The sequence below is a fragment of the Pseudomonas fluorescens genome (assembly GCF_002022275.1).
In the GTDB taxonomy this organism is placed as follows: Bacteria; Pseudomonadota; Gammaproteobacteria; order Pseudomonadales; family Pseudomonadaceae; genus Aquipseudomonas; species Aquipseudomonas fluorescens_AJ.
Map to the genome: position 1 here is coordinate 140736 of NZ_MSDF01000016.1, position 20625 is coordinate 161360.

Annotated in this window: 19 protein-coding genes; 5 read left to right on the plus strand and 14 right to left on the minus strand. The window is 60.7% G+C overall.

What is annotated here, in order from left to right; all coding sequences use genetic code 11:
- Positions 1-13: 13 nt before the first annotated feature.
- The 11 genes from BFW87_RS12700 to BFW87_RS12750 form a co-directional block, all read right to left on the minus strand.
- Complete coding sequence (locus BFW87_RS12700; RefSeq protein WP_078740152.1) at positions 14-658, minus strand: methionine ABC transporter permease; 645 nt, start codon at positions 656-658, stop codon at positions 14-16.
- Positions 648-1763 (minus strand): methionine ABC transporter ATP-binding protein, encoded by a 1116-nt coding sequence (locus tag BFW87_RS12705; protein ID WP_078740153.1) that lies wholly within the window; start codon positions 1761-1763, stop codon positions 648-650. Before BFW87_RS12705 ends, BFW87_RS12700 begins: the two co-directional genes overlap by 11 nt.
- The gene (locus BFW87_RS12710) at positions 1760-2575 is read right to left on the minus strand and encodes a MetQ/NlpA family ABC transporter substrate-binding protein (RefSeq protein WP_078740154.1); all 816 of its coding nucleotides are present in this window, start codon (positions 2573-2575) and stop codon (positions 1760-1762) included. The genes BFW87_RS12705 and BFW87_RS12710 overlap by 4 nt, the downstream gene beginning before the upstream one ends.
- Before the next feature lie 149 nt (positions 2576-2724).
- Positions 2725-4077 carry an LLM class flavin-dependent oxidoreductase gene (locus BFW87_RS12715; protein ID WP_078740155.1) on the minus strand — a complete coding sequence of 451 codons (1353 nt, stop codon included), beginning with the start codon at positions 4075-4077 and terminating at the stop codon, positions 2725-2727.
- The gene (locus BFW87_RS12720; RefSeq protein ID WP_078740156.1) at positions 4077-5270 is read right to left on the minus strand and encodes an SfnB family sulfur acquisition oxidoreductase; all 1194 of its coding nucleotides are present in this window, start codon (positions 5268-5270) and stop codon (positions 4077-4079) included. Before BFW87_RS12720 ends, BFW87_RS12715 begins: the two co-directional genes overlap by 1 nt.
- Positions 5271-5294: 24 nt before the next feature.
- Complete coding sequence (locus BFW87_RS12725) at positions 5295-6536, minus strand: SfnB family sulfur acquisition oxidoreductase (RefSeq protein ID WP_078740157.1); 1242 nt, start codon at positions 6534-6536, stop codon at positions 5295-5297.
- Positions 6537-6722: 186 nt separating this feature from the next.
- A complete protein-coding gene (locus BFW87_RS12730) occupies positions 6723-7493 on the minus strand; it encodes a hypothetical protein (RefSeq protein ID WP_078740158.1) in 771 nt (256 codons plus the stop codon).
- Positions 7494-7865: 372 nt separating this feature from the next.
- Entirely contained in the window at positions 7866-8612 is a 747-nt protein-coding gene (gene tcyN / locus BFW87_RS12735; protein WP_078740159.1) for an L-cystine ABC transporter ATP-binding protein TcyN, read from the minus strand.
- Between the two features lie 3 nt (positions 8613-8615).
- Positions 8616-9281, minus strand: coding sequence for a cystine ABC transporter permease (gene tcyL / locus BFW87_RS12740; protein WP_016972173.1), 666 nt, complete (start codon positions 9279-9281; stop codon positions 8616-8618).
- Positions 9281-10075, minus strand: coding sequence for a cystine ABC transporter substrate-binding protein (gene tcyJ / locus BFW87_RS12745; RefSeq protein WP_078740160.1), 795 nt, complete (start codon positions 10073-10075; stop codon positions 9281-9283). The genes tcyL and tcyJ overlap by 1 nt, the downstream gene beginning before the upstream one ends.
- Positions 10076-10354: 279 nt before the next feature.
- The gene (locus BFW87_RS12750; protein ID WP_078740161.1) at positions 10355-11353 is read right to left on the minus strand and encodes a D-cysteine desulfhydrase; all 999 of its coding nucleotides are present in this window, start codon (positions 11351-11353) and stop codon (positions 10355-10357) included.
- A 166-nt stretch (positions 11354-11519) separates the two neighbouring features.
- Between BFW87_RS12750 and epsC the strand changes: the two genes are divergently transcribed.
- Both epsC and betT read left to right on the plus strand, forming a co-directional pair.
- Positions 11520-12446: a serine O-acetyltransferase EpsC gene (gene epsC / locus BFW87_RS12755; protein WP_078740162.1), complete on the plus strand. Its 927-nt coding sequence runs from the start codon at positions 11520-11522 to the stop codon at positions 12444-12446.
- A 411-nt stretch (positions 12447-12857) separates the two neighbouring features.
- The gene (gene betT, locus BFW87_RS12760; protein WP_176159750.1) at positions 12858-14819 is read left to right on the plus strand and encodes a choline transporter BetT; all 1962 of its coding nucleotides are present in this window, start codon (positions 12858-12860) and stop codon (positions 14817-14819) included.
- 3 nt (positions 14820-14822) lie between these two features.
- Here betT and BFW87_RS12765 read toward each other — a convergent pair whose 3' ends face one another.
- The 3 genes from BFW87_RS12765 to BFW87_RS12775 form a co-directional block, all read right to left on the minus strand.
- A complete protein-coding gene (locus tag BFW87_RS12765; protein ID WP_078740164.1) occupies positions 14823-15071 on the minus strand; it encodes a hypothetical protein in 249 nt (82 codons plus the stop codon).
- Between the two features lie 110 nt (positions 15072-15181).
- The gene (locus tag BFW87_RS12770) at positions 15182-16090 is read right to left on the minus strand and encodes an SDR family oxidoreductase (protein WP_078740165.1); all 909 of its coding nucleotides are present in this window, start codon (positions 16088-16090) and stop codon (positions 15182-15184) included.
- A 20-nt stretch (positions 16091-16110) separates the two neighbouring features.
- Complete coding sequence (locus tag BFW87_RS12775) at positions 16111-16842, minus strand: SDR family oxidoreductase (protein WP_078740166.1); 732 nt, start codon at positions 16840-16842, stop codon at positions 16111-16113.
- Between the two features lie 120 nt (positions 16843-16962).
- Between BFW87_RS12775 and BFW87_RS12780 the strand changes: the two genes are divergently transcribed.
- From BFW87_RS12780 to mgrA, 3 genes are all read left to right on the plus strand, one after another.
- Complete coding sequence (locus BFW87_RS12780; RefSeq protein ID WP_078740167.1) at positions 16963-17853, plus strand: LysR family transcriptional regulator; 891 nt, start codon at positions 16963-16965, stop codon at positions 17851-17853.
- 161 nt (positions 17854-18014) lie between these two features.
- The gene (locus BFW87_RS12785) at positions 18015-19343 is read left to right on the plus strand and encodes an OprD family outer membrane porin (protein WP_078740168.1); all 1329 of its coding nucleotides are present in this window, start codon (positions 18015-18017) and stop codon (positions 19341-19343) included.
- A gap of 108 nt (positions 19344-19451) precedes the next feature.
- Positions 19452-20489, plus strand: a complete 1038-nt coding sequence (gene mgrA, locus BFW87_RS12790) for an L-glyceraldehyde 3-phosphate reductase (RefSeq protein ID WP_078740169.1) — start codon at positions 19452-19454, stop codon at positions 20487-20489.
- Positions 20490-20625 lie beyond the last annotated feature (136 nt).

Consider the following 20625-nt stretch of genomic DNA (forward strand, 5'->3'; position numbering starts at 1 on the left):
GGCCGACTATACCTCACCTCTTGTTGAGTACCCGCGCCAACCGATCCCCACCCAACTGAATCACCGCCACCAGCACCACCAGCAGCACAATCACGGTCAGCATGATCTGCGTATCAAACCGCTGATACCCATACCGATACGCAATATCCCCCAACCCACCCGCGCCAATCGCCCCGGCCATGGCCGACGAGTTGATCATGGTCACCAGCGTGATGGTGAACCCGCCCACAATCCCCGGCAGCGTTTCCGGCAGCAGCACGTGCCAGATGATGTGCCAGCGGCGGCAGCCCATGGCTTGGGCGGCTTCGATCAAGCCGTGGTCGACCTCGCGCAGGCTCACTTCGGCGATGCGCGCAAAGAAGGTTGTGGCGGCGATGGTCAGCGGCACGACGGCTGCCCAGACGCCATAGGTTGTGCCGACGATCAGCCGCGTGAACGGGATCAACGCGACCATCAAAATCAGGAACGGAATCGAGCGGAACAGGTTTACGAACGCGCCCAGCACGCGGTTCAGCGCCGGGGCCTGGTAGATCCCGCCCTTGTCGCTGGTGACCAAAAACACCGCCAGCGGAATGCCCACCAGCAACGCGATCAGCGACGACACACCCACCATCAACAAGGTGTCGATGGCGCCCTGCAATAAACGATCAAACCACATAGCCCAGCACCTCCGCCTGTTGTGCCCAGTTTGCGGCGCGGTTGCGCAATTCTTCGGCGCTGTGGAGTGAGCCATTCACCGCCAGCAGCAGTTGCCCCAGCGCATGCCCCTGAATGCGCTCCACACCGCCTTGCAGCAAACGCACGCGCCCGCCAAGGGCACTGAACAGTGCGGCCAGGTCCGGTTCATCGGTGTCGCTGCCCGTAAACTGCAAACGCAATACCACCGCCGCCTCAGCGGATGACGGCAGGGCCTGCAAGCGGCTTTGCAGTTCTTCCGGCAAACCGTGTTGCAGCGGCGCCAACAGGGTTTTGCTGACGTCGTGCTGCGGGTTGCCAAACACTTGCCACACCGGGCCTTGCTCGACGATGCGCCCGTGTTCGAGCACCACCACGCGGTCGCAAATGTCGCGAATCACCGCCATCTCATGGGTGATCAACACGATGGTTAGGCCCAGGCGTTTGTTGATCTCGCGCAGCAGGCCGAGGATTGATTGCGTGGTCTCCGGGTCGAGGGCCGAGGTGGCCTCGTCGCACAGCAGTATTTCGGGGTCATGCACCAGCGAGCGGGCGATGCCCACGCGCTGTTTTTGCCCGCCGGAAAGCTGCGCCGGGTAGGCCTTGTGCTTGTCCTGCAGCCCCACCAATTCCAGCAGCTCGCGCACTTTTTGCTCGCGCAGGGGCTTGGGCACGCCGGCGACTTTCAGCGGCAATTCGACGTTCTGCCACACGGTCTTGGCCGACATCAAATTGAAGTGCTGGAAGATCATGCCGATGCGCCGACGCAGCGCCACCAGGCGGTCTTCGTCGAAATCGCCGATATCCACCTGATCAATCAGCACGCGCCCGCTGCTCGGCTGCTCGAGGCGGTTGATGGTGCGGATCAGCGAGGATTTACCGGCGCCGCTGCGGCCGATGATGCCGAACACTTCACCGCGTTGGATCGCCAAGTCGATGCCTTGCAAGGCGTGCACGCTGCCGTCGTAGGTTTTGCCCAGGTTGATAAATCGCACGTGGGCACGGTTCAAATCAGGGTGCAGTTCTGTCTGCTCGGCGTCCCTGGGCGGTAAGCCCAGGTCGCGCAGTTGAGCGTTCGCGGCGGTCATTTTTTATCTTCCCAGCCCACTTGGTAGAGCTTGCCGAGGGATTTATCCAGAGACGCGCGGACCACCGGCGAGTGTTGGTAGATATCGACGAACTTGATCACGCGCGGGTCGGTTTTGCTCTTCGGCTGAATCACAAACTGGATCACGTATTCAGGGTGGTCGAGGCCGTCGAACAGCAACGCAGACTCGGCATCGAAGGTCTTGGACAGGCGGATATACGCCGGGTAGCCCTGCACCAGGTCGGCGTCGTCATAGGCGCGCACCAGTTGCACGGCCTCGACTTGCAGGATCTTGATCTTCTTCGGGTTGCTGACGATGTCTTCTTCGGTGGCCTTGTAGCCCACGCCCGGCTTGAGGGTGATCAAGCCCGCTTTGGCTAGCAATTGCAGGCCACGGCCGCTGTTGATCGGGTCGTTGGCAATCGCCACGCTGGCGCCTTGGGGCAGGTCATTGATGCTTTTGTATTTCTTCGAGTACAGCCCGACGTTGTTGATGATGCCCGGCGCGTACGGCACCAGGTCAAACCCGGCGGCGGCCTTGGCGTTTTCCAGGAATGGGATGTGCTGGAAGTAGTTCACGTCGATGTCGCCGGCAGCCAGGCTGACGTTGGGGGCGATCCAGTCGGTGAACTCCACCAGCTCGACTTTCAAGCCTTGTTTACCGGCTTCAGCGACGGCGGCTTCCAGCGGGATCGCGAAGGCGGCGGTGGTGCCGATTTTCAACGGCGCGTCGGCGGCGAAAACCGCCGAGCTGAATAAACCAAACGCCAGGGCCAGTGCTTTGACTGGGTGGGTGAGCAGGGTCTTTTTCATCATCGTTTTCCAGTCATAAGAAGTAGGTACAATTAACTGAGATCGTTCCCATGCTCCGCGTGGGAATGCCTCTCTGGACGCTCTGCGTCCGCTCTTGGGACGCGGAGCGTCCCGGGCTGCATTCCCACGCAGAGCGTGGGAACGATCAGTTAGTGTCGGTAGGTCGATCCGGTGTGTTGTTCGGGTAGGCGAGCGCCAGCGTGGAAGACTTTTTCTCTCAATGTTCCCTGCTCATAAGCCGTCTTGTACGACCCACGCTCCTGCAACTCCGGCACCACCAGATCAATGAAGTCCACATAGCTTTCCGGCGTAACAATGCGCGTCAGGTTGAAACCATCCAGCCCGGTCTCGCTGATCCAGGATTCGAGCTCGTCAGCCACTTGCGCAGGCGAACCGACCAGGGTGATGTAGCGGCCACCCAAGGCGTGCTGTTCCAGCAACTTGCGGCGGGTCCAGTCGTTGTTCTGCAGGTTCTTGGTCGCCGACTGGATCGCGTTGCTCTTCACGTACTGGATCGGTTCGTCCAGTTCGTACTGTGCAAAATCAATCGCCGTAGACGCTGAAAAGTGCGCCACACCGGCCTCCGGGCTGGCGTAGCTCAGGTACTCGGCGTGTTTGGCCCAAGCCAGCTCTTCAGTGGCGCCGACGATCACGTTGAGGCCCATGAATACCTTGATGTCATCCGGATTGCGCCCGGCTGCCACGGCGCTGGCGCGAACCTTGTCCACCTGGATTTTGGTCGCCGCCTTGTTCTGCCCGCTGATAAACACGCACTCCGCATGCCGCCCGGCGAACAGCAAACCCCGGTCCGAACTGCCGGCCTGGAACAGCACCGGCGTACGCTGTGGCGACGGCTCGCACAGGTGATAACCCTCTACCTGATAGAACTCGCCGCTGTGCTCGACCTTGTGCACCTTGCCCGGCTGCGCATAGACCCGCGTTTGCGGATCGTTGAGCACCGCGTCATCTTCCCAGCTGCCTTCCCAGAGTTTGTAGAGCACTTCCAGGTACTCATCCGCCTGGTCGTAGCGCCGGTCGTGCTCCACCTGTTCGGTCAGGCCCATGGCCTTGGCGGCGCTGTCGAGGTAGCCGGTGACAATGTTCCAGCCCACGCGACCACGGCTCAGATGGTCGAGCGTGGACATGCGCCGGGCGAACAGATACGGGGGTTCGTAGGTGAGGTTGGCGGTGAGGCCGAAGCCGAGGTTTTTGGTCACGGCAGCCATGGCCGAAACCAGCAGCAACGGATCGTTGACCGGCAACTGGATCGACTCTTTGAGCGGCACGTCGATGGAGTTTTGATAGACGTCGTACACGCCGACGATGTCGGCGATGAACAGCCCGTCAAACAGCCCACGCTCCAGGGTTTGCGCCAGTTCGGTCCAGTACTCGACGGTTTTGTACTGCGTCGAGGTATCGCGGGGGTGGGTCCACAAACCGTGGTTGATATGCCCGATGCAGTTCATGTTGAAGGCATTGAGCAGGATCTTTTTCTTCGCCATCAGATGGTCCCCCGCAGTGGCGGGTTTTCATCATTGAGGTAGTAATTGCCCACCGCGTGGTACTTCCAGCGCACCGGGTCGTGCAGGGTGTGCACCCGCGCGTTGCGCCAGTGGCGGTCCAGGCCGTGCTCGGCGAGGGTCGCCTGGCTGCCGGCCAGTTCAAACAGCGTACTGCCGGCGGCCAGCGAGATTTCGGTGCTCAAGGCGCGTACCTCGGCCACTGCAATCGAGGCGGCGGCGACGGTTTCGGCGTTGCTGTCAGCCTGGGCGCGGTCGAGGAACTCACCGGAACGTTCCAGCAGCGCTTCGGCGGCGTGCAGGCGGATGCTCAGGTGGCCAAAGCTTTTCAGGGTCAGCGGGTCTTCGGTGGCCTTGTCGTTGCCGGAGTCGATCCACGGGCGGGTCTTGGTGCGCACAAAGTGCAGCGCATCTTCAAAGGCCGCGCGGGCGATGCCGGTGTCGATGGCGGCGTGGAGAATCTGCGCCAGCGGGCCGACAGTGGTCGGGCGCTCGAAGGCGCTCTGGAAAGGGATCACGTCTTGCGCTGCAACCCACACGTTGTCGAACACCACCGAACCGCTGCCGGTGGTGCGCTGGCCGAAGCCGCTCCAGTCGTCGATCACGCTCAGGCCTTCGCTGTCGCGCGGCACAAACGCCAGTTGCTGCACGCCGTGTTCATCCACAACTGACGTGGGGATGCGCTGCGCATAGATCGCACCGGTGGAGTAGAACTTGCGGCCGCTGATGCGAAAACCGTCGCCGTCGCGGGTGATGGCGGTGACGCGGTCGTGGGCGGTTTTGGTGCCCAGTTCCGCCAGCGCATTGCCGAAGCGCTGGCCGGCGAGGACTTCGGCGTACAGGCGTTTTTGCTGAGTCGGGCTGCCATTGACGCGCAGCACTTCCAGGGCATAGAAATGATTTTGCGGGATTTGCCCAAGCGAGGCGTCGGCCTGGGCGATCAAGGCGATCACTTTTGCCAGGGTGACGTTGGATACACCCGCGCCACCGTGTTCCTTTGGCACGCTGATGCCCCACAGGCCGGAGCGCGAGAACACGTCCAGTTCGGGCAGGGGCAGGCGGCGTTCGCGGTCGCGCTGGGCGCTGTCGCGGCGGAAGTCTTCGGCGAGGTCGCTGGCGACAATGAGGGCTTGTTCGTCGCTGGTGATAACCGCGACGTTTGCAGAAAAAGTCATGCGTTTCTCCAGAAGTCTGGTCGGTTAAATCCAGGAGTGACGAGCCGGCAAGGTGCCGTTCAATCGATAGGCGCCGATGGCGTGATACTTCCAGCGCACCGGGTCGTGCAGGGTATGCACCCGAGCGTTGCGCCAGTGACGGTCGAGGTTGAATTCGGCGAGGGTGGCGCGGCTGCCCGCCAGTTCGAAGAGCTTTTCGCTGACCAGCAGCGAGACTTCGGTGGTCAGCACTTTGGCCTCGGCCACGGCAATCGAGGCGCGGGCGGCGGATTGCGCGGTGATTGGCGCGGCGTTGACCTGATCCAGCACCTGGCCGGCTTTGCGCAACAAAGCTTCGGCGGCGTGCAGTTCGATCTTCAGCTTGCCGATGTCAGCGATCACATACAGGTCATCGCTGGCGCGTTCGACCTTGGCATCGATCCACGGGCGCGAGCGCTCACGGACAAAGGCGATGGTGTCGTCCAGCGCGCCACGGGCAATGCCTGCATCGATCGCGGCCTGGATCAATTGCGAGACGGCGCCCTGGATATTCGGGGTTTCGCCGATGCGCCAGTTGTCGACCACCAACTCTGCGTCCACCGGCACGCTGTCCAGCAGCACCGTGCCGCTGGCGGTGGTGCGCTGGCCAAAGCCGGACCAGTCGTCAACGATGCGCAGCCCCTCGGTGCCACGGCGTACAAACGCCATGACCTGCTTGCCATCGTCGTTCAGGGCTTTGACGGCAACCCAATGCGCAAACAGCGCGCCGGTGGAGTAAAACTTCTGACCGCTGATGACATACCCGTCGCCTTCCGCGGTGATGCGCGCCTTGAGTTCCAGGGTGTTTTTGGTGCCGCGCTCCGGGCCGCCATTGCCGATGCGCCAGCCGTCGAGGACGCTCTGGAACAGCTGCTTTTTCTGGCGATCGGTGGCCGCCAGCTGCAGCAGGTGCAGGATGCCGAAATGGTTTTGCGGGATTTGCCCCAGGGCCGGGTCCGCCGCGCTGATGATCGCGAAGACGTCGGCCAGGGTCACGAACGAAACCTGCGGGCCACCGAATTCGCGGGGAATGGAAATACTGCCCAGCCCGCTGCGGGTGAACTGTTCGATCTGCGCCCACGGCAGCTTGCGTTGCTGATCACGCTTGGCGGCTTGCAGGCGCGCAGCCTGTGCCAACTCGTGGGCAGCGTTCAACGCCTCGGCGTCATCTCGCAGCACGGTGGCCGGCAACAACAGGGGGGCAACGTCCAGATCACTCTGGGGGGGTGTTAGAGCCAAGTTAGACATCAGCGCCGCTCCTTGGCTGCACGTAATGCCCTGGCGTTATGCACCGGGGTAATTCTGACCATACCGACCTCGCATTCAATGAAATAAAAACAGAAAAATCAGAGATGTCCGGTGGTCCGGTGCATATACCCTAAGCGTGTTAAATCTTTAAATAAACTAACTTATGGGAATAAGCATAGAAGGGCATCACCCCGGCTCACAGGGTGAGCCCGGGTGACGCGGTTGATAGGTCGACGCGGCCCCGGCCGGGCGGGGCGGCGCCTGTGGCGAACAGGCGGCGATGGCCAAGGTGCGGGGCGGTGCCCAGCGGGAATTATTGCCCACCCGATCCAGAATGCAGTACGTGACTTCCAGGCGGCAATCGTCACCGGCCTCGATAATGACCGTCGACGGCACCCACACCTGAATCGCCAGGCCCACGCCTTTGGCCTGGAGTGTTGGCAGGTCCAGGCGCACATCTCCCCAGCGCAGCGTGATGGCATCGCCTGCGGTCATGTTCAAGTAGGGTTCGATGGTCAACGGAATGCCGCGCCGCACCTGGCTGCTGTTGACGCCGTAACGGCGGATGGTGTCGGGCAGGCTGACGGGAGCCAGGTTCTGGTTTTCATCGGCAAACAGATTCGATGGCTGACCGCCCGGAAAGTGAGTCTTCACACGCACGGTGGTTACCGCCGAGCGCGCAGGGCCGCAACCGATCTGCATGACTTGATAGTGAACCTGCGCCAGGCCGTCCTGCACGAAGCTCTCGGGGATTCGCAGATGCGTGGGCATGCCGACCTTGCAGGCGGTCACCCGTCGCGAGGCGGCAAAGCAGTTGTTCCAGAACAGCTCGATCAGGTCGCCCTCATCCATGCCTGCGTAAGGGGCGATGTCGACCTGCAAGTGAGCGGCAGCCAGGGCATTGATGCCCTTGCGAACGGCCTGGGGCAAAGTCGGGGCGGTGAGCATGCGCGTCATAAGTAATCTCCTTGATGCAGCCAGCAGGAATCGTTCCGGCCCTTTGACGCGGGTGCGCAAGGGGGCCGAAATGAACGATTCAGTGAGTAGCCGGGATAGGATCCAATCCTCTGGGCGCTAGATAAGAGGGTTGGGAGAGGAGCGTCAATGGCGGCAAAGGGCTAAACGGTGGGTTGGAGCAGATTCAGAAAGGGCTGACTGGCGCGGGTATATCCGGGCCCGTGCGACGGGGTGTTTTACAGGCTGGAATAGGGATTACTTGTAGGACCCACACCCGTGTGGGAGCTGGCTTGCCTGCGATGCAGACACCTCGGTTTGTCAGTCACACCGAGGTGATGCCATCGCAGGCAAGCCAGCTCCCACAGGAGCGTTTCAGTGGGCCAGAAACTTGCTCAGAAACTGCTTGGTGCGTTCTTCCTTGGGGTTGGCGAACAGCGCTTTGGCTTCACCCTGTTCCACGATCACGCCCTTGTCGAAGAAGATCACCCGGTTGGCCACATCCCGCGCAAAACTCATCTCGTGGGTGACGATGACCATGGTGCGTTTTTCTTCGGCCAGGCTGCGGATGGTCGCCAGCACTTCACCGACCAGTTCCGGGTCCAGCGCCGAGGTGGGTTCGTCGAACAGAATCACCTCAGGCTCCATGGCCAGCGCACGGGCAATTGCCACGCGCTGTTGCTGGCCTCCGGAAAGGCGCCGTGGGTACGACGCTTCCTTGCCCGCCAACCCCACGCGCGCCAACAGCTTCAGGCCCAGGGCCGTGGCCGCTTCGCGCGGCATCTTCTTGACCACGATCGGGCCTTCGATGACGTTTTCCAGCGCGGTGCGGTGGGGGAACAGGTTGAAGTTCTGGAACACAAAACCCACGTGCTGACGCAAGCGGCGTACCAGGCTCTGTTGCTGGCTGAGCGGTTTACTGCTGTCGATCTCGATGTCACCCACCTTGATCCGCCCGCTGGTGGGTTCTTCAAGGAAATTCAGGCAGCGCAGAAAGGTGGTCTTGCCGGAACCGCTGGGGCCGATGATGGCGACGACTTCGCCTTCCTTGACCTCAAGGTCGATGCCGTTGAGTACCACCTGACCCTTGAATTGTTTGGTCAGTTTTTCAACCACGATCATGCTTCAAGACTCCAGGTCATGCCGGTTGACCCGGTCTTCCAGGCGATTTTGGAAATGCGCCAGGATGCTCGCCAAAATCCAGTAGATCAGGGCGGCGGAGAGATACATGGTGAAGATTTCGAAGGTTCGTGCTGACACCAATTGGGCCTGACGGAACAGCTCGGGCACCTGGATGGTGGCGGCCAGCGCCGTGTCTTTTACCAGCGAAATAAAGCTGTTGCCCAACGGCGGCAACGCCGTGCGCATGGCCTGCGGCAGGATGGCCCGGCGCAGGGTCTGCGCGCGGGTCATGCCGATACTGGCTGCTGCTTCCCATTGGCCGCGCTCGATGGAGCTGATCGCGGCACGCAGGATTTCACAGGCATAGGCGGCCATGTTCAGCGAAAAGCCGATCAGGGCTGCCGGAATCGGATCCAGCTCGATGCCCACTTGCGGTAAGCCGTAGTAGATCAAGAACAGCTGCACCAGCAAGGGCGTGCCGCGAAAAAACGACACGTAGACCCGGGCGGTCCAGCTTGCCAGTTTGAAGCGCGAGAGGCGCATCAAGGCCAGGCCGAAGCCCAGCAGCAAGCCGAAAAACATCCCGCCGAGGCTAAGAATCACCGTGTAGTACGCGCCCTTGAGCAGAAAGGGCGCGGAGTCCAGCGCGAGTTGGAAACCTGCTTCCATTATTGAGTGACGTCAGCGTTGAAGTATTTCTCGGACAGCTTCTTCAAGGTGCCATCAGCGCGCAGTTTGTCGAGGGCCTTGTTCACCGCGTCGAGCAGTTCAGGCTCACCCTTGCGCAGGGCGATACCGGCTTCCTGACGGGAGAAGGCGTCGCCAGCCACTGAGGTGTCCTTGGCTTTCTTGGCGTATTCCAGAGCGGCCAGGCGGTCGATCAGGATGGCGTCGATACGGCCAATGCGCAGGTCCTGGAATTTGGTTGGGTCATCGTTGTAGGTCTTGATGATGGCTTTGGGTTGATTGTCTTTCAGCCATTGCTCGTAGTTGGTGCCCAGGCCCACACCGACTTTCTTGCCGGCCAGGTCGTCTGCGGTCTTGATGGTGCCGACGTTCTTGGTCAGTACCAGCGCTTGAATACCGGAGACGGTGTAAGGCTTGGAGAAGTCGTACTTTTTCTTGCGCTCTTCAGAGATGGTCACCTGGTTGACCACAGCGTCCAGACGCTTGGACTCCAGGGCCGCGAGGATGCCGTCCCACGGGGTGGCTTGCAGCTTGACCTTGACGCCCAGCTCTTTGGCCAGCGCTTCGGACAGCTCCACTTCGAAACCGCTGAGCTTGCCGCTTTCATCGACGAAGCTGAACGGTGGATAGGTGCCTTCCAGACCGATTTTGATCTCGCCGGCTTTCTTGATGTTGTCCAACTGCTCGCCGGCGATTGCCTGGCCCATCAGGCTGGCGCCGAGCGCCAAGCCCAGAGTGCCAACCAACAACGTGCGACGGAATACAGAAATAGTCATGAACAGCCCCTGTGTTTTTTTATGTTGAGCGAAGCAGGTGACGCAGTAGTCGTATCCTGCCTTAAAGCGCGAAGCGCGTCTTCGCCTACGGCGTGACTATAAAGCGAGTTTTTAAGACTTGAAAATAATATAAATTCAATTTGATATTCTATTTTAGAATATGTGGCGTGTTCCATGTGGGAGCTGGCTTGCCTGCGATAGCGGTGTATCAGCCAACAGATGTTTAGCTGACCCACCGCTATCGCAGGCAAGCCAGCTCCCACATTTTTTAGTCCGTGTTCAGTCCGTTAGAACAGAGTCGTAGGCAAACAACGCCGGCGCACCGCCGGTGTGCAGGAAAATAATCGGCCCCTCTTCAAACCGCTGGCGCCCAATGCCGTCCAGCAAACCGGCCATGGCCTTGCCAGTGTAGACCGGGTCCAGCAGCAGCCCTTCCTGGCTCGCCAGCAGCTTGACTGCCGCCAGTGTGCCCGCATTCGGCTCGCCGTAGCGTGGGCCAAAATATTCGTCCCACAGGATCACCTTGAAGGCCTCGTGGATGTCCACACCCAGCAACTCGGCCGTGCGTTCGGCCAAACCCTGCACTTTCGGGCGCTGGGCTTCGTCGGTGCGCGACACGGTCACGCCAATCACCGGCAGGTTCGGCAGCACTTCACTCAAGGCCAGCGCCAGACCGCTGTGGGTGCCTGCGCTACCCGATGCCAATACAACGGCGGCGAACTCGATGCCGCTGTCTTCAATCTGCGCGGCCAGTTCCAGCCCGGCGCGCACATACCCCAGGGCGCCCAGCGCGTTCGAGCCGCCGATGGGCACCAGGTAGGGCTTTTTGCCGTTGCTGCGCAGGCGGTCGGCAATTGCATTGAGCTGATCGTCAACGTTGTCCAGGTTCTCGACCAATTCCACCTTGGCGTCGAACAGCTCCAGTAACAGGCGGTTGCCGTTGCCGAGGTAATTCGGGTCTTCAGTGCCGGTAGGGTTTTCCAGCAGTGCGACGCAGCCCAGGCCGAGCTTGGCGGCCAGCGCCGCCGTCTGGCGCACATGGTTGGACTGAATGGCACCGGCGGTTACCAGCGTATCGGCGCCCTGCGCGATCGCATCGGCTGCAAGGTATTCGAGTTTGCGCAGCTTGTTGCCGCCCATGGCCAGTGGCGTGGTGTCGTCGCGCTTGACGTAGATGTCACGGCCCAGCCAGGCCGACAGCCGCTCGAGTTTTTCCAGGGCGGTGGCGCCGCCCAGCAGTTCCAGGCGGTTAAAACGGTCGAGCTGTCTTTTGATCATGACGACGCACAGTGGCTAAGGAATGGGGGGACTATAGGCAGGCACTTTTCATCGGGCAACCGGCAATCGCTTATGTCGGAAAGTTCTTGGTATCACACCATTGGTTCTTAAGGACGTTCAGGGTGCATACCGTAAAGTGACGGCCATTACGTCAGGAGTGAAAACCGTGAGTGAGCGTTCCAGTCATTGGCAATTGCAGACCATCGTCAGCCAGCTGCGCAGCGCCCGGGACCAGTGGCGAACGCGCAATGGTCGCCTGAGCGGCGAGCATGGCGGCCGTGAGTTACCGTCCCGCGAAGCCGTGGCGCAGATTCTTGAATCGCTGTGCGGTGCGCTGTTTCCGATGCGCCTGGGTCCGGTGGACCTGCGTGAAGAAAGTGAAGATTTTTACGTCGGGCACACCCTTGATGTTGCCTTGAATGCCTTGCTCGGCCAGGCTCGCCTGGAACTGCGCTACGCCGCACGCCAGGGCGGCAAGGGTGACAGTGAGGTCGATGCGCTGGCGATTCGGCTGATCCAGGATTTCGCCCTGGCCTTGCCGTCCCTGCGGAGTTTGCTCGACACCGACGTGCTGGCCGCTTACCACGGCGACCCGGCAGCACGCAGCGTCGACGAAGTGCTGCTGTGCTACCCGGGGATTCTGGCGGTGATTCACCACCGCCTGGCCCATCACCTGTACCGCGCCGGTTTGCCGTTGCTGGCGCGGATCAGCGCGGAGATTGCCCACTCGGCCACCGGTATTGATATCCACCCGGGCGCGCAGATCGGTCCGAGCTTCTTTATCGACCACGGGACCGGTGTGGTGATTGGCGAGACTGCGATCATTGGCGAACGTGTGCGCATCTATCAGGCGGTGACGCTGGGCGCCAAACGCTTCCCGGCGGATGAGGATGGGCAGTTGCAGAAAGGCCATCCGCGCCACCCGATTGTCGAAAACGATGTGGTGATCTACGCCGGGGCGACGATCCTCGGGCGCATTACTATCGGCCAGGGTTCGACCATCGGCGGCAACGTGTGGCTGACCCGTAGCGTGCCGGCGGGGGCGAATATTACCCAGGCGAATTTGCAGCATGAGGATGGTGCGCAAAAATAAGCCACGCCCCTGTCCATGTGGCAGCTGGCTTGCCTGCGATGGCGGTATATCAGCCAACGGCTGTGTTGCTGACCCACCGCTATCGCAGGCAAGCCAGCTCCCACATTTTGAAAGCATTTCAAATTTGAGCCGTTTTTCGCCCAGCAATCGCTGAACGATTTGCCATCCCCGCCCGTCATACCTTTCCTTGAGCTAGTGTAGGAATTGTCTACCACTCAGCCCTGCGATTAGTCCAAAACCGCCTATCCATGTTTAACTTGAATGCTCGTTCAAGTTAAACCCGGTGGTTCGCTGCCCGCTCACAACAGGAGGCTTACCTTTGCTGAGTCCGTTATTTACAGCCACATCCCACACCCCAGGGGTGCATCGTTCATGAGTGCATCGTCCACCCCCGCCAGCGGCCAAGTGCGCATGAATGCGCCGGTGTTCTACTTCGCCGCCACCTTCATCCTGCTGTTTGGCATCACGGTTATCGCTATCCCGGAGCAGGCCGGTGCCTGGCTTTTGGCCGCGCAAAACTGGGCGGCCAACACGGTCGGCTGGTACTACATGCTGGCGATGACCCTGTATCTGGTCTTCGTGGTGGTCACCGCGCTATCGGGCTACGGCAAGATAAAACTCGGTGCCGACCACGACGAGCCCGAATTCAGTTACCTGTCCTGGGCTGGCATGCTGTTCGCCGCCGGGATCAGCATCACGCTGTTTTTCTTCTGCGTCTCCGAGCCGCTGACGCACTTGGTGCAACCGCCGCAAGGCGCGCCGATGAACGCCGATGCCGCGCGCCAGGCCATGCAGATCCTGTTTCTGCACTGGGGCCTGCACGGCTGGGGCGTGTTTGCGTTTGTGGGCATGGCGCTGGCGTACTTCGCCTACCGGCATAACTTGCCGCTGGCGTTGCGTTCGGCGCTGTACCCGCTGATTGGCAAACGCATCAACGGCCCCATCGGTTACGCGGTGGATGGCTTCGGCATCATCGCTACGGTGTTCGGCCTTGGCGCCGACATGGGCTTTGGCGTGCTGCACCTCAACTCCGGGTTGGACTACCTGTTCGGCGTGGCCCACACCCAGTGGATCCAGGTCGGCCTGATCACCTTGATGATGGGCGCCGCGATTCTGGTCGCCGTGGCAGGGGTCGACAAAGGCGTGCGCGTCATGTCTGACATCAACATGCTGCTGGCCTGTGCGCTGCTGCTGTTCGTGTTGTTTGCAGGTCCCACCCAGCATTTGCTCAACACCCTGATCCAGAACATCGGCGACTACCTCGGTGCGTTGCCGACCAAGAGTTTCGATGTGTACGCCTACGACAAACCCAGCGACTGGCTGGGCGGCTGGACGGTGTTCTACTGGGCTTGGTGGATTGCATGGTCGCCATTTGTGGGCCTGTTTATCGCGCGTATTTCCCGTGGCCGGACCATCCGCGAATTCGTGTTCGGCGTGCTGCTGATACCGCTGGGCTTCACCCTGGCGTGGATGTCGATCTTCGGCAACAGCGCCATCGACCAGGTGCTCAACCATGGTTTGACGGCGCTCGGCCAGTCGGCCATCTACGACCCGTCGATGAGCCTGTACCTGCTGCTGGAAACCTACCCGTGGAGCAAAACCGTGATCGCGGTCACGGTGTTTATCAGTTTCGTGTTCTTCGTCACCTCGGCCGACTCCGGCACCGTCGTGCTCTCGACCTTGTCGTCCAAAGGCGGCAACGCCGACGAAGACGGCCCGAAATGGCTGCGCGTGTTCTGGGGCGCGATGACCGCGCTGGTCACCAGTGCGTTGCTGTTTGCCGGCAGTATCGATTCGCTGAAATCAGCGGTGGTGCTGACCTCGCTACCGTTCTCGATGATCCTGCTGTTGATGATGTGGGGCCTGCACAAAGCCTTTCACCTTGAGTCGCAAAAACAGATCGCCCAATTGCATTCGCTGGCGCCGATTTCGGCGGCGCGCAAAGGCCGGGGTGGCTGGCGACAGCGTTTGAGCCAGGCGGTGCATTTCCCGTCGCGCGATGAGGTGTACCGCTTCCTCGAATCCACGGTGCGCCCGGCGATCGAAGAAGTGACCGCCGTGTTTGTCGAGAAGGGCCTCAACGTGGTTACCCAGCCCGACCCGGCCAACGACAGCGTCAGCCTGGAAATTGGCCATGGCGAGGAGCATCCGTTCGTCTACCAAGTGCAGATGCGCGGCTACTTCACGCCGTCCTTCGCGCGTGGCGGCATGGGCTCCAAGGAGCTCAATAACCGGCGCTATTACCGCGCTGAAGTGCACTTGAGCGAGGGCAGTCAGGACTACGATCTGGTCGGCTACACCAAAGAGCAAATCATCAACGATATCCTCGACCAGTACGAGCGGCACCTGCAGTTCCTGCATCTGGTGCGCTAAGGCTCAGGCCCTGAGGTACAGGGCCAGTGCCACCAACGGCGCGCCGAACACCGCACTGCCGATCACCAGCTCCGACACCAGGGGCTGGCCGGCAGTGACCACGCCGACGGCGCCGTTGATGACTGCCGCCGCGAGCCAGATCCCGACAAAGCTGTAGGCCAAGACATTGCGGCCGACGCCGAGTTTTTGCCCGATGAACAGCATCAGGGCGAGCAGAATCAAACCGCAGATAATGACGATGACGGTGTGCATTGCGACGTTCTCCTGTGGGAGCGGGCTTGCCCGCGATACTGGTCTGTCAGTCAGAGGTTTGCTGGCTGACCCGCCGCCATCGCGGGCAAGCCCGCTCCCACAAAGGGACCTCATTCGGATTTGAAAGTGATAGTCGGCGTGAGCAAGTCCTGCAAACCGACCTTCCAAAACAACTCCGCCCGCACCCGATCCGCCACGCCGTTGACCACTTCACAACCATCCTCGGACGGGTCGATATGCCGACGAAACGGGCGTGTGCCCAACGGTAAACCGACAATCTCGACAATCGCCTTGGCCACCTCGCCCACATCCGCATCCGCAGGTTCCAGCGCTGCCAGACCTTTGAGCGCAGCCTCCGCAACACCCGCGTAAGGGCCATCGTTGTATTGATCAACACGCGCCTGATCCGCCGGTTTACCCGAGTGCGCAAAATGATTGGTGCCCTTGGTAAACGCCCCCGGCACGATGATCGAGGTTTCGATGCCCCAGCGCGTCAGCTCGCTGGCGTAGGACACGGCCAGGGAATCCAATGCCGCCTTCGCTGCTAAGTACGGCGCCAGAAACGGTGGGGTGCCGCCCCGAGCACTGCTGGAAGACACCCACACCACCAGGCCTTTGCCCTGCTTGCGCAAGTACGGCAGCGCCGCGCGGTTGACCCGCTGGGTGCTCAGCACGTTGATGTCATACAGCTGTGCAAATTGCTCCGGCGTGAAGGCTTCGGCGGGGCCGAACGACATATGCCCGGCGTTGTGGATAATCACATCCAGACGCCCGCAGTCGGCGACGATTTTGGCGACACCAGCTTCCACCGAATCGCTGGACGCCACGTCCAGTTCGACGCTGCGCAAATCCACACTGTGCTCGTCGGCATAGCGCTGTACTTCGGCCACCTGTGGCGCGTTGCGCCCCAGGGTTTCGCGCATGCTCGCATAGACGGTGTGGCCGGCGTCGGCCAGCGCGCGGGCGGTGAGGGCGCCAAAACCACTGGAGGCGCCGGTAATCAGGATGATCGATTTCATGCTGTTCTCCTCAGGTGAATTCAAACCAGCCCGCCATTGGCACGCAGGATTTGCCCATTCACCCAGGCACCGGCCGGGCTCACCAGAAACGACACCACGCGGGCAATATCTTCCGGCTGGCCGAGGCGTTCCAGCGGTGCCATCTTGGCCAGGCCCTGGATCTGCTCTTCGCTTTTGCCGTGCAGGAACAACTCGGTGGCCACCGGGCCGGGTGCGACGGCATTCACGGTAATACCGCGACCACGCATTTCCTTGGCGAACACCTGGGTCAGGGATTCCACCGCCGCCTTGCTGGCGATGTACACCGCGTAACCGGGGAAGTTAAGGCCAACGGTGCTGCTGGAAAAATTGACGATGCGCCCGCCGTCATTCAGGCGCGTGGCGGCTTCGCGCAAGGCGTTGAAGGTGCCACGGGTGTGGATGTCGAAATTCTGGTTGTAGAGCTCGTCGCTGTGCTGGGCCAGGGGCAGCGCCTTGAGGATACCGGCGTTGTTGATCAGCACATCGACCTTGCCCAGCTGCGCTTCGGTTTCGTCGAACAGGCGCTTGATGTCGGCGGGTTTGGATACGTCGCCTTGAATCGCTATGGCTTTGTGCCCTGCCTGGCGCAGTTCCACTACCAGCTTCGAGGCTTCGGTGGCGCTGCTGGCGTAGTTGATGGCCACGGCGTAACCGTCGGCGGCCAATTGTTTGGCGACAACGGCGCCGATACCACGGGAAGCGCCGGTGATGATTGCTACTTGAGTCGTCATGGTGTGAATGCCTTGAAGTGGGTGTGAGCGCAGAGTCACATGTTTACCCTGGGCGATAAATGCGCCAGAGTTGCCTTGACTGTTCAAAAATCGCCAACAATAAACACGAAGGAGTGCCGCGTGGATCAAGTCAAAGCGATGAAAGTGTTTGTGCGCATTTACGAGCGCTCAAGCTTCACGCTGGCGGCTGAGGATTTGAACCTGCCACGTGCCACCCTGACCCACACGCTGAATCAATTCGAAGCCTGGCTGGGCACGCGCTTGCTGGAGCGCAGCACCCGGCGCGTGCGCCCGACCCTCGACGGCGAGGCGTATTACCAGCGTTGCGTGCAATTGCTGGCCGAACTGGAAGAGGCCGAGCTGGCCTTCCGTAGCGTCGCGCCCAAGGGCCGTTTGCGCGTGGATTTGCATGGCACCCTGGCCAAGTATTTTGTGATTCCGGCGCTGCCGCAATTCATGGCGCGTTACCCCGAGATCGAACTGTCGATCAGCGAGGCCGACCGCTTTGTCGACCTGATCGCCGAAGGCGTGGATTGCGTGTTGCGCGCGGGCACCTTGGGCGACTCGGCGCTGATCGGCAGGCGCGTGGCGACCCTGCGCCAAGTGACCTGCGCCAGCCCCGCCTACCTGCGTAAATACGGTGAACCAAAAAGCCTGGCGGACCTGAGTGAACACCGCGCGGTGAACTACGTTTCACGCACCACGGCCAAGCTGTTTCCGTTCGAATTCATGGTCAATGGCGAGCTTGAAGAGGTGGCGATCGAGAGCGCACTTTCGGTGTTCGGCGCGGAAATTTATTCCGCCAGCGCGGTGGCCGGACTGGGCATTATCCAGTGCCCGCATTACCGCATGGCCGAGTTGATCGAGCAGGGTGTGATGCGTGAAATCCTCAGCGAAACACCGCCGCCGCTGATGCCGGTTTCGGTGTTGTATCCGCATAACCGACACATGTCGCCGAGGGTGCGCGTGTTCGTCGACTGGCTCGCCGAAATCTTCGAAAATGCCCGCTAACCCGCGTCCTTAAAGGGTTGCATAAATTTAATTTCATTCGTGAACTAACCGTTTTGACTCCGAACTGTCATCTGGCCACTGCGTAATTGTGTGAAGCGTTTGACGCTTTCATTTCAGAACAGTGACGGAGATTGGTAACAATGAAGACGTTAATAAGCCCTATGGTGGGTGCCGCCATGGCGAGCTTTATGCTGTCCGCCCACGCCGATTTTATTGACGACAGCCACGCCGATGTGACCCTGCTCAACCGCTACCTCAACCAGCAGGGGCGTGACGTGGTGAACAGCACCGCCAAGGCCCACAGCGTGCGTGATTGGGGCCAGGGTTTCGAGTTCAATTTCAAGTCCGGTTACACCGAAGGGCCAGTGGGTTTTGGTCTGGATCTGCAGGCGTTTTATGGCCTGAAACTCGACTCCGGCGGCGACCTCAATGACAAGGATCATCAGGGCCGCTACCCCGGCAGCATGTTCCCGCTGGACAACGGCAAATCCGCCGACCAGTTCGGCGTGCTGAGCCCGACGTTCAAGATGCATTTCGCTCAGGATGAACTGCGCGTCGGTACGCTGTTTGGCAACAACCCGGTCCTCGCCAACACTGACGGTCGCCTGTACCAACAGACCAATACCGGCGTGCAGTTGGTGTCCAAAGACCTGACTGATTTCACCTTCACCGGCGGCGATATCTTCAAGACCAAGATCCGCAACGAAACCGGTGACCAGGGCATGATCACGGCCGGGGGCACCAAAGAGAGCGACCGCTTCCTGTTTGGCGGCGCGGATTACACCGGCATTCAGAACACCACCGTCAGCCTGTGGTATTCCAACCTTGAAGATTACTACCAACAGTTCTTCCTCGGCGCCAAGCGGCATGACGCCTTGTCGGTGGGTGCAATCGACACTGATATCCGCGTATTCCGCAGCCTGGGTGTGGGCGAAAACGCCGATGGCGACAAGGACTTTGCCGGTGCCGGCCTCTACGGTGACGGCACCTCCAAAGGCCGCATCAACCAAACCACCGCCAGCTTGCTTGAAAGCTACAGCCTGGACGGCCACACCGTTGGTCTGGGCATTCAGAAAAACAGCGGCGACAGCGACTTTCCGTATCTCGATTCCGGCCTGAACAGCGGCGACAACCGCCAGGGGCCGGGCTCGGGCGCCGACACCCCGGCGCTGACCAACATGCAGTTGAATAAATTTCAACACGCCGGTGAGCGCACTTGGCTTGCGCAGTACAAGTATGACTTCGGTAAGCTGGGCCTCACGGGCCTGTCGTTCTCGGCGGCCTACGCTCACGGTGATGACATCCGCACCGTGCAAGGCACCACCAGCGAGTGGGAACGCAACATTGCCGTGGCTTATCAGGTACCGACCGGCACCCTCAAAGGCCTGGGCGTGACCTGGAAAAATGCCCACGCGAGCCCCGACATTACCGGTGCCACCGTACAGGATGAAAACCGCTTCTATGTGAGTTATGTCGTTCCACTCTGGTAGGCAATTGCTGTAGAACGGAACGGCAGACTTAAGCGATTCAGCTGGTTAAAAGGCTTGGGAATAAGCTTATTCCCGAGCCTTGTTTGCCTACGTCCAAGAGAGGATTCGATGACTTACATTGCTGCCGAAAACCGCTATGAATCTATTCCGTATCGCCGCGTAGGCCGCAGTGGACTGGTGCTGCCTGCACTGTCCCTGGGCCTGTGGCACAACTTTGGCGACAGCACCCCCATCGACACCCAGCGCGCCCTGCTGCGCACCGCGTTCGATCTGGGGATTAACCATTTTGACCTAGCCAACAACTACGGCCCGCCCTACGGCAGCGCCGAGATCAACTTCGGCCGTTTGCTGCGCGAAGACTTCAAGCAGTACCGCGACGAGCTGATCATCTCCAGCAAAGCCGGTTGGGACATGTGGCCCGGCCCGTACGGCCAGGGCGGCGGTTCGCGTAAATACATCCTGGCGAGCCTGGACCAGAGCCTGCAACGCCTGGGTGTCGACTACGTGGATATTTTCTACTCCCACCGTTTTGACGCCGACACCCCACTGGAAGAAACCGCCAGCGCCCTCGCCACCGCCGTGCAACAAGGCAAGGCGTTGTACATCGGTATTTCGTCGTATTCGGGGGTGAAAACCCGTGAGATGGCGGCCTTGCTGCAAGAGTGGAAGGTGCCGCTGCTGATCCACCAACCGGCCTACAACCTGCTCAACCGCTGGGTGGAAAAAGACCTGCTGGACACCACCGAAGAACTCGGTGCCGGGGTGATCGCGTTCACGCCGCTGGCCCAGGGTTTGCTGACCGACAAATACCTCAACGGCGTACCGGCGGATGCGCGGGTGAACCGTCCGGGTGGTGGTTCTTTGCAGGCCAAACACCTGTCCGAAGCCAACATTGCCCACGTGCGCGCGCTGAATGATATTGCCCAGCGCCGTGGTCAAAGCCTGGCGCAATTGGCGCTGGCCTGGACCCTGCGTGATCCGCGGGTGACCAGCGCACTGATCGGTGCGAGCCGACCGGAGCAGATCATTGAAAACGTCGGTGCACTGAAGAACCTGAGCTTCAGCGCGGAAGAGTTGGCGGAGATTGATCGGTTTGCGCAGGAAGGCGGGATTAACCTGTGGGAAAAGCCTTCTACCGCTGAATAAGCTGACACTACCGGTTCAAAAATGTGGGAGGGGGCTTGCCCCCGATGGCAGTTTTTCAGTCACTGAAGCTGTGACTGAACCACCGTTATCGGGGGCTTGCCCCCTCCCACATTTTGATTTTCAGTGTGGCAAATTC

Coding starts and splice junctions, on each gene's coding strand:
- BFW87_RS12700 (WP_078740152.1), bottom strand. CDS start 658: ATGTGGTTTGATCGTTTATTGCAGGGCGCCATCGACACCTTGTTGATG.
- BFW87_RS12705 (WP_078740153.1), bottom strand. CDS start 1,763: ATGACCGCCGCGAACGCTCAACTGCGCGACCTGGGCTTACCGCCCAGG.
- BFW87_RS12710 (WP_078740154.1), bottom strand. CDS start 2,575: ATGAAAAAGACCCTGCTCACCCACCCAGTCAAAGCACTGGCCCTGGCG.
- BFW87_RS12715 (WP_078740155.1), bottom strand. CDS start 4,077: ATGGCGAAGAAAAAGATCCTGCTCAATGCCTTCAACATGAACTGCATC.
- BFW87_RS12720 (WP_078740156.1), bottom strand. CDS start 5,270: ATGACTTTTTCTGCAAACGTCGCGGTTATCACCAGCGACGAACAAGCC.
- BFW87_RS12725 (WP_078740157.1), bottom strand. CDS start 6,536: ATGTCTAACTTGGCTCTAACACCCCCCCAGAGTGATCTGGACGTTGCC.
- BFW87_RS12730 (WP_078740158.1), bottom strand. CDS start 7,493: ATGACGCGCATGCTCACCGCCCCGACTTTGCCCCAGGCCGTTCGCAAG.
- tcyN (WP_078740159.1), bottom strand. CDS start 8,612: ATGATCGTGGTTGAAAAACTGACCAAACAATTCAAGGGTCAGGTGGTA.
- tcyL (WP_016972173.1), bottom strand. CDS start 9,281: ATGGAAGCAGGTTTCCAACTCGCGCTGGACTCCGCGCCCTTTCTGCTC.
- tcyJ (WP_078740160.1), bottom strand. CDS start 10,075: ATGACTATTTCTGTATTCCGTCGCACGTTGTTGGTTGGCACTCTGGGC.
- BFW87_RS12750 (WP_078740161.1), bottom strand. CDS start 11,353: ATGATCAAAAGACAGCTCGACCGTTTTAACCGCCTGGAACTGCTGGGC.
- betT (WP_176159750.1), top strand. CDS start 12,858: ATGAATGCGCCGGTGTTCTACTTCGCCGCCACCTTCATCCTGCTGTTT.
- BFW87_RS12765 (WP_078740164.1), bottom strand. CDS start 15,071: ATGCACACCGTCATCGTCATTATCTGCGGTTTGATTCTGCTCGCCCTG.
- BFW87_RS12770 (WP_078740165.1), bottom strand. CDS start 16,090: ATGAAATCGATCATCCTGATTACCGGCGCCTCCAGTGGTTTTGGCGCC.
- BFW87_RS12775 (WP_078740166.1), bottom strand. CDS start 16,842: ATGACGACTCAAGTAGCAATCATCACCGGCGCTTCCCGTGGTATCGGC.
- BFW87_RS12785 (WP_078740168.1), top strand. CDS start 18,015: ATGGTGGGTGCCGCCATGGCGAGCTTTATGCTGTCCGCCCACGCCGAT.
- mgrA (WP_078740169.1), top strand. CDS start 19,452: ATGACTTACATTGCTGCCGAAAACCGCTATGAATCTATTCCGTATCGC.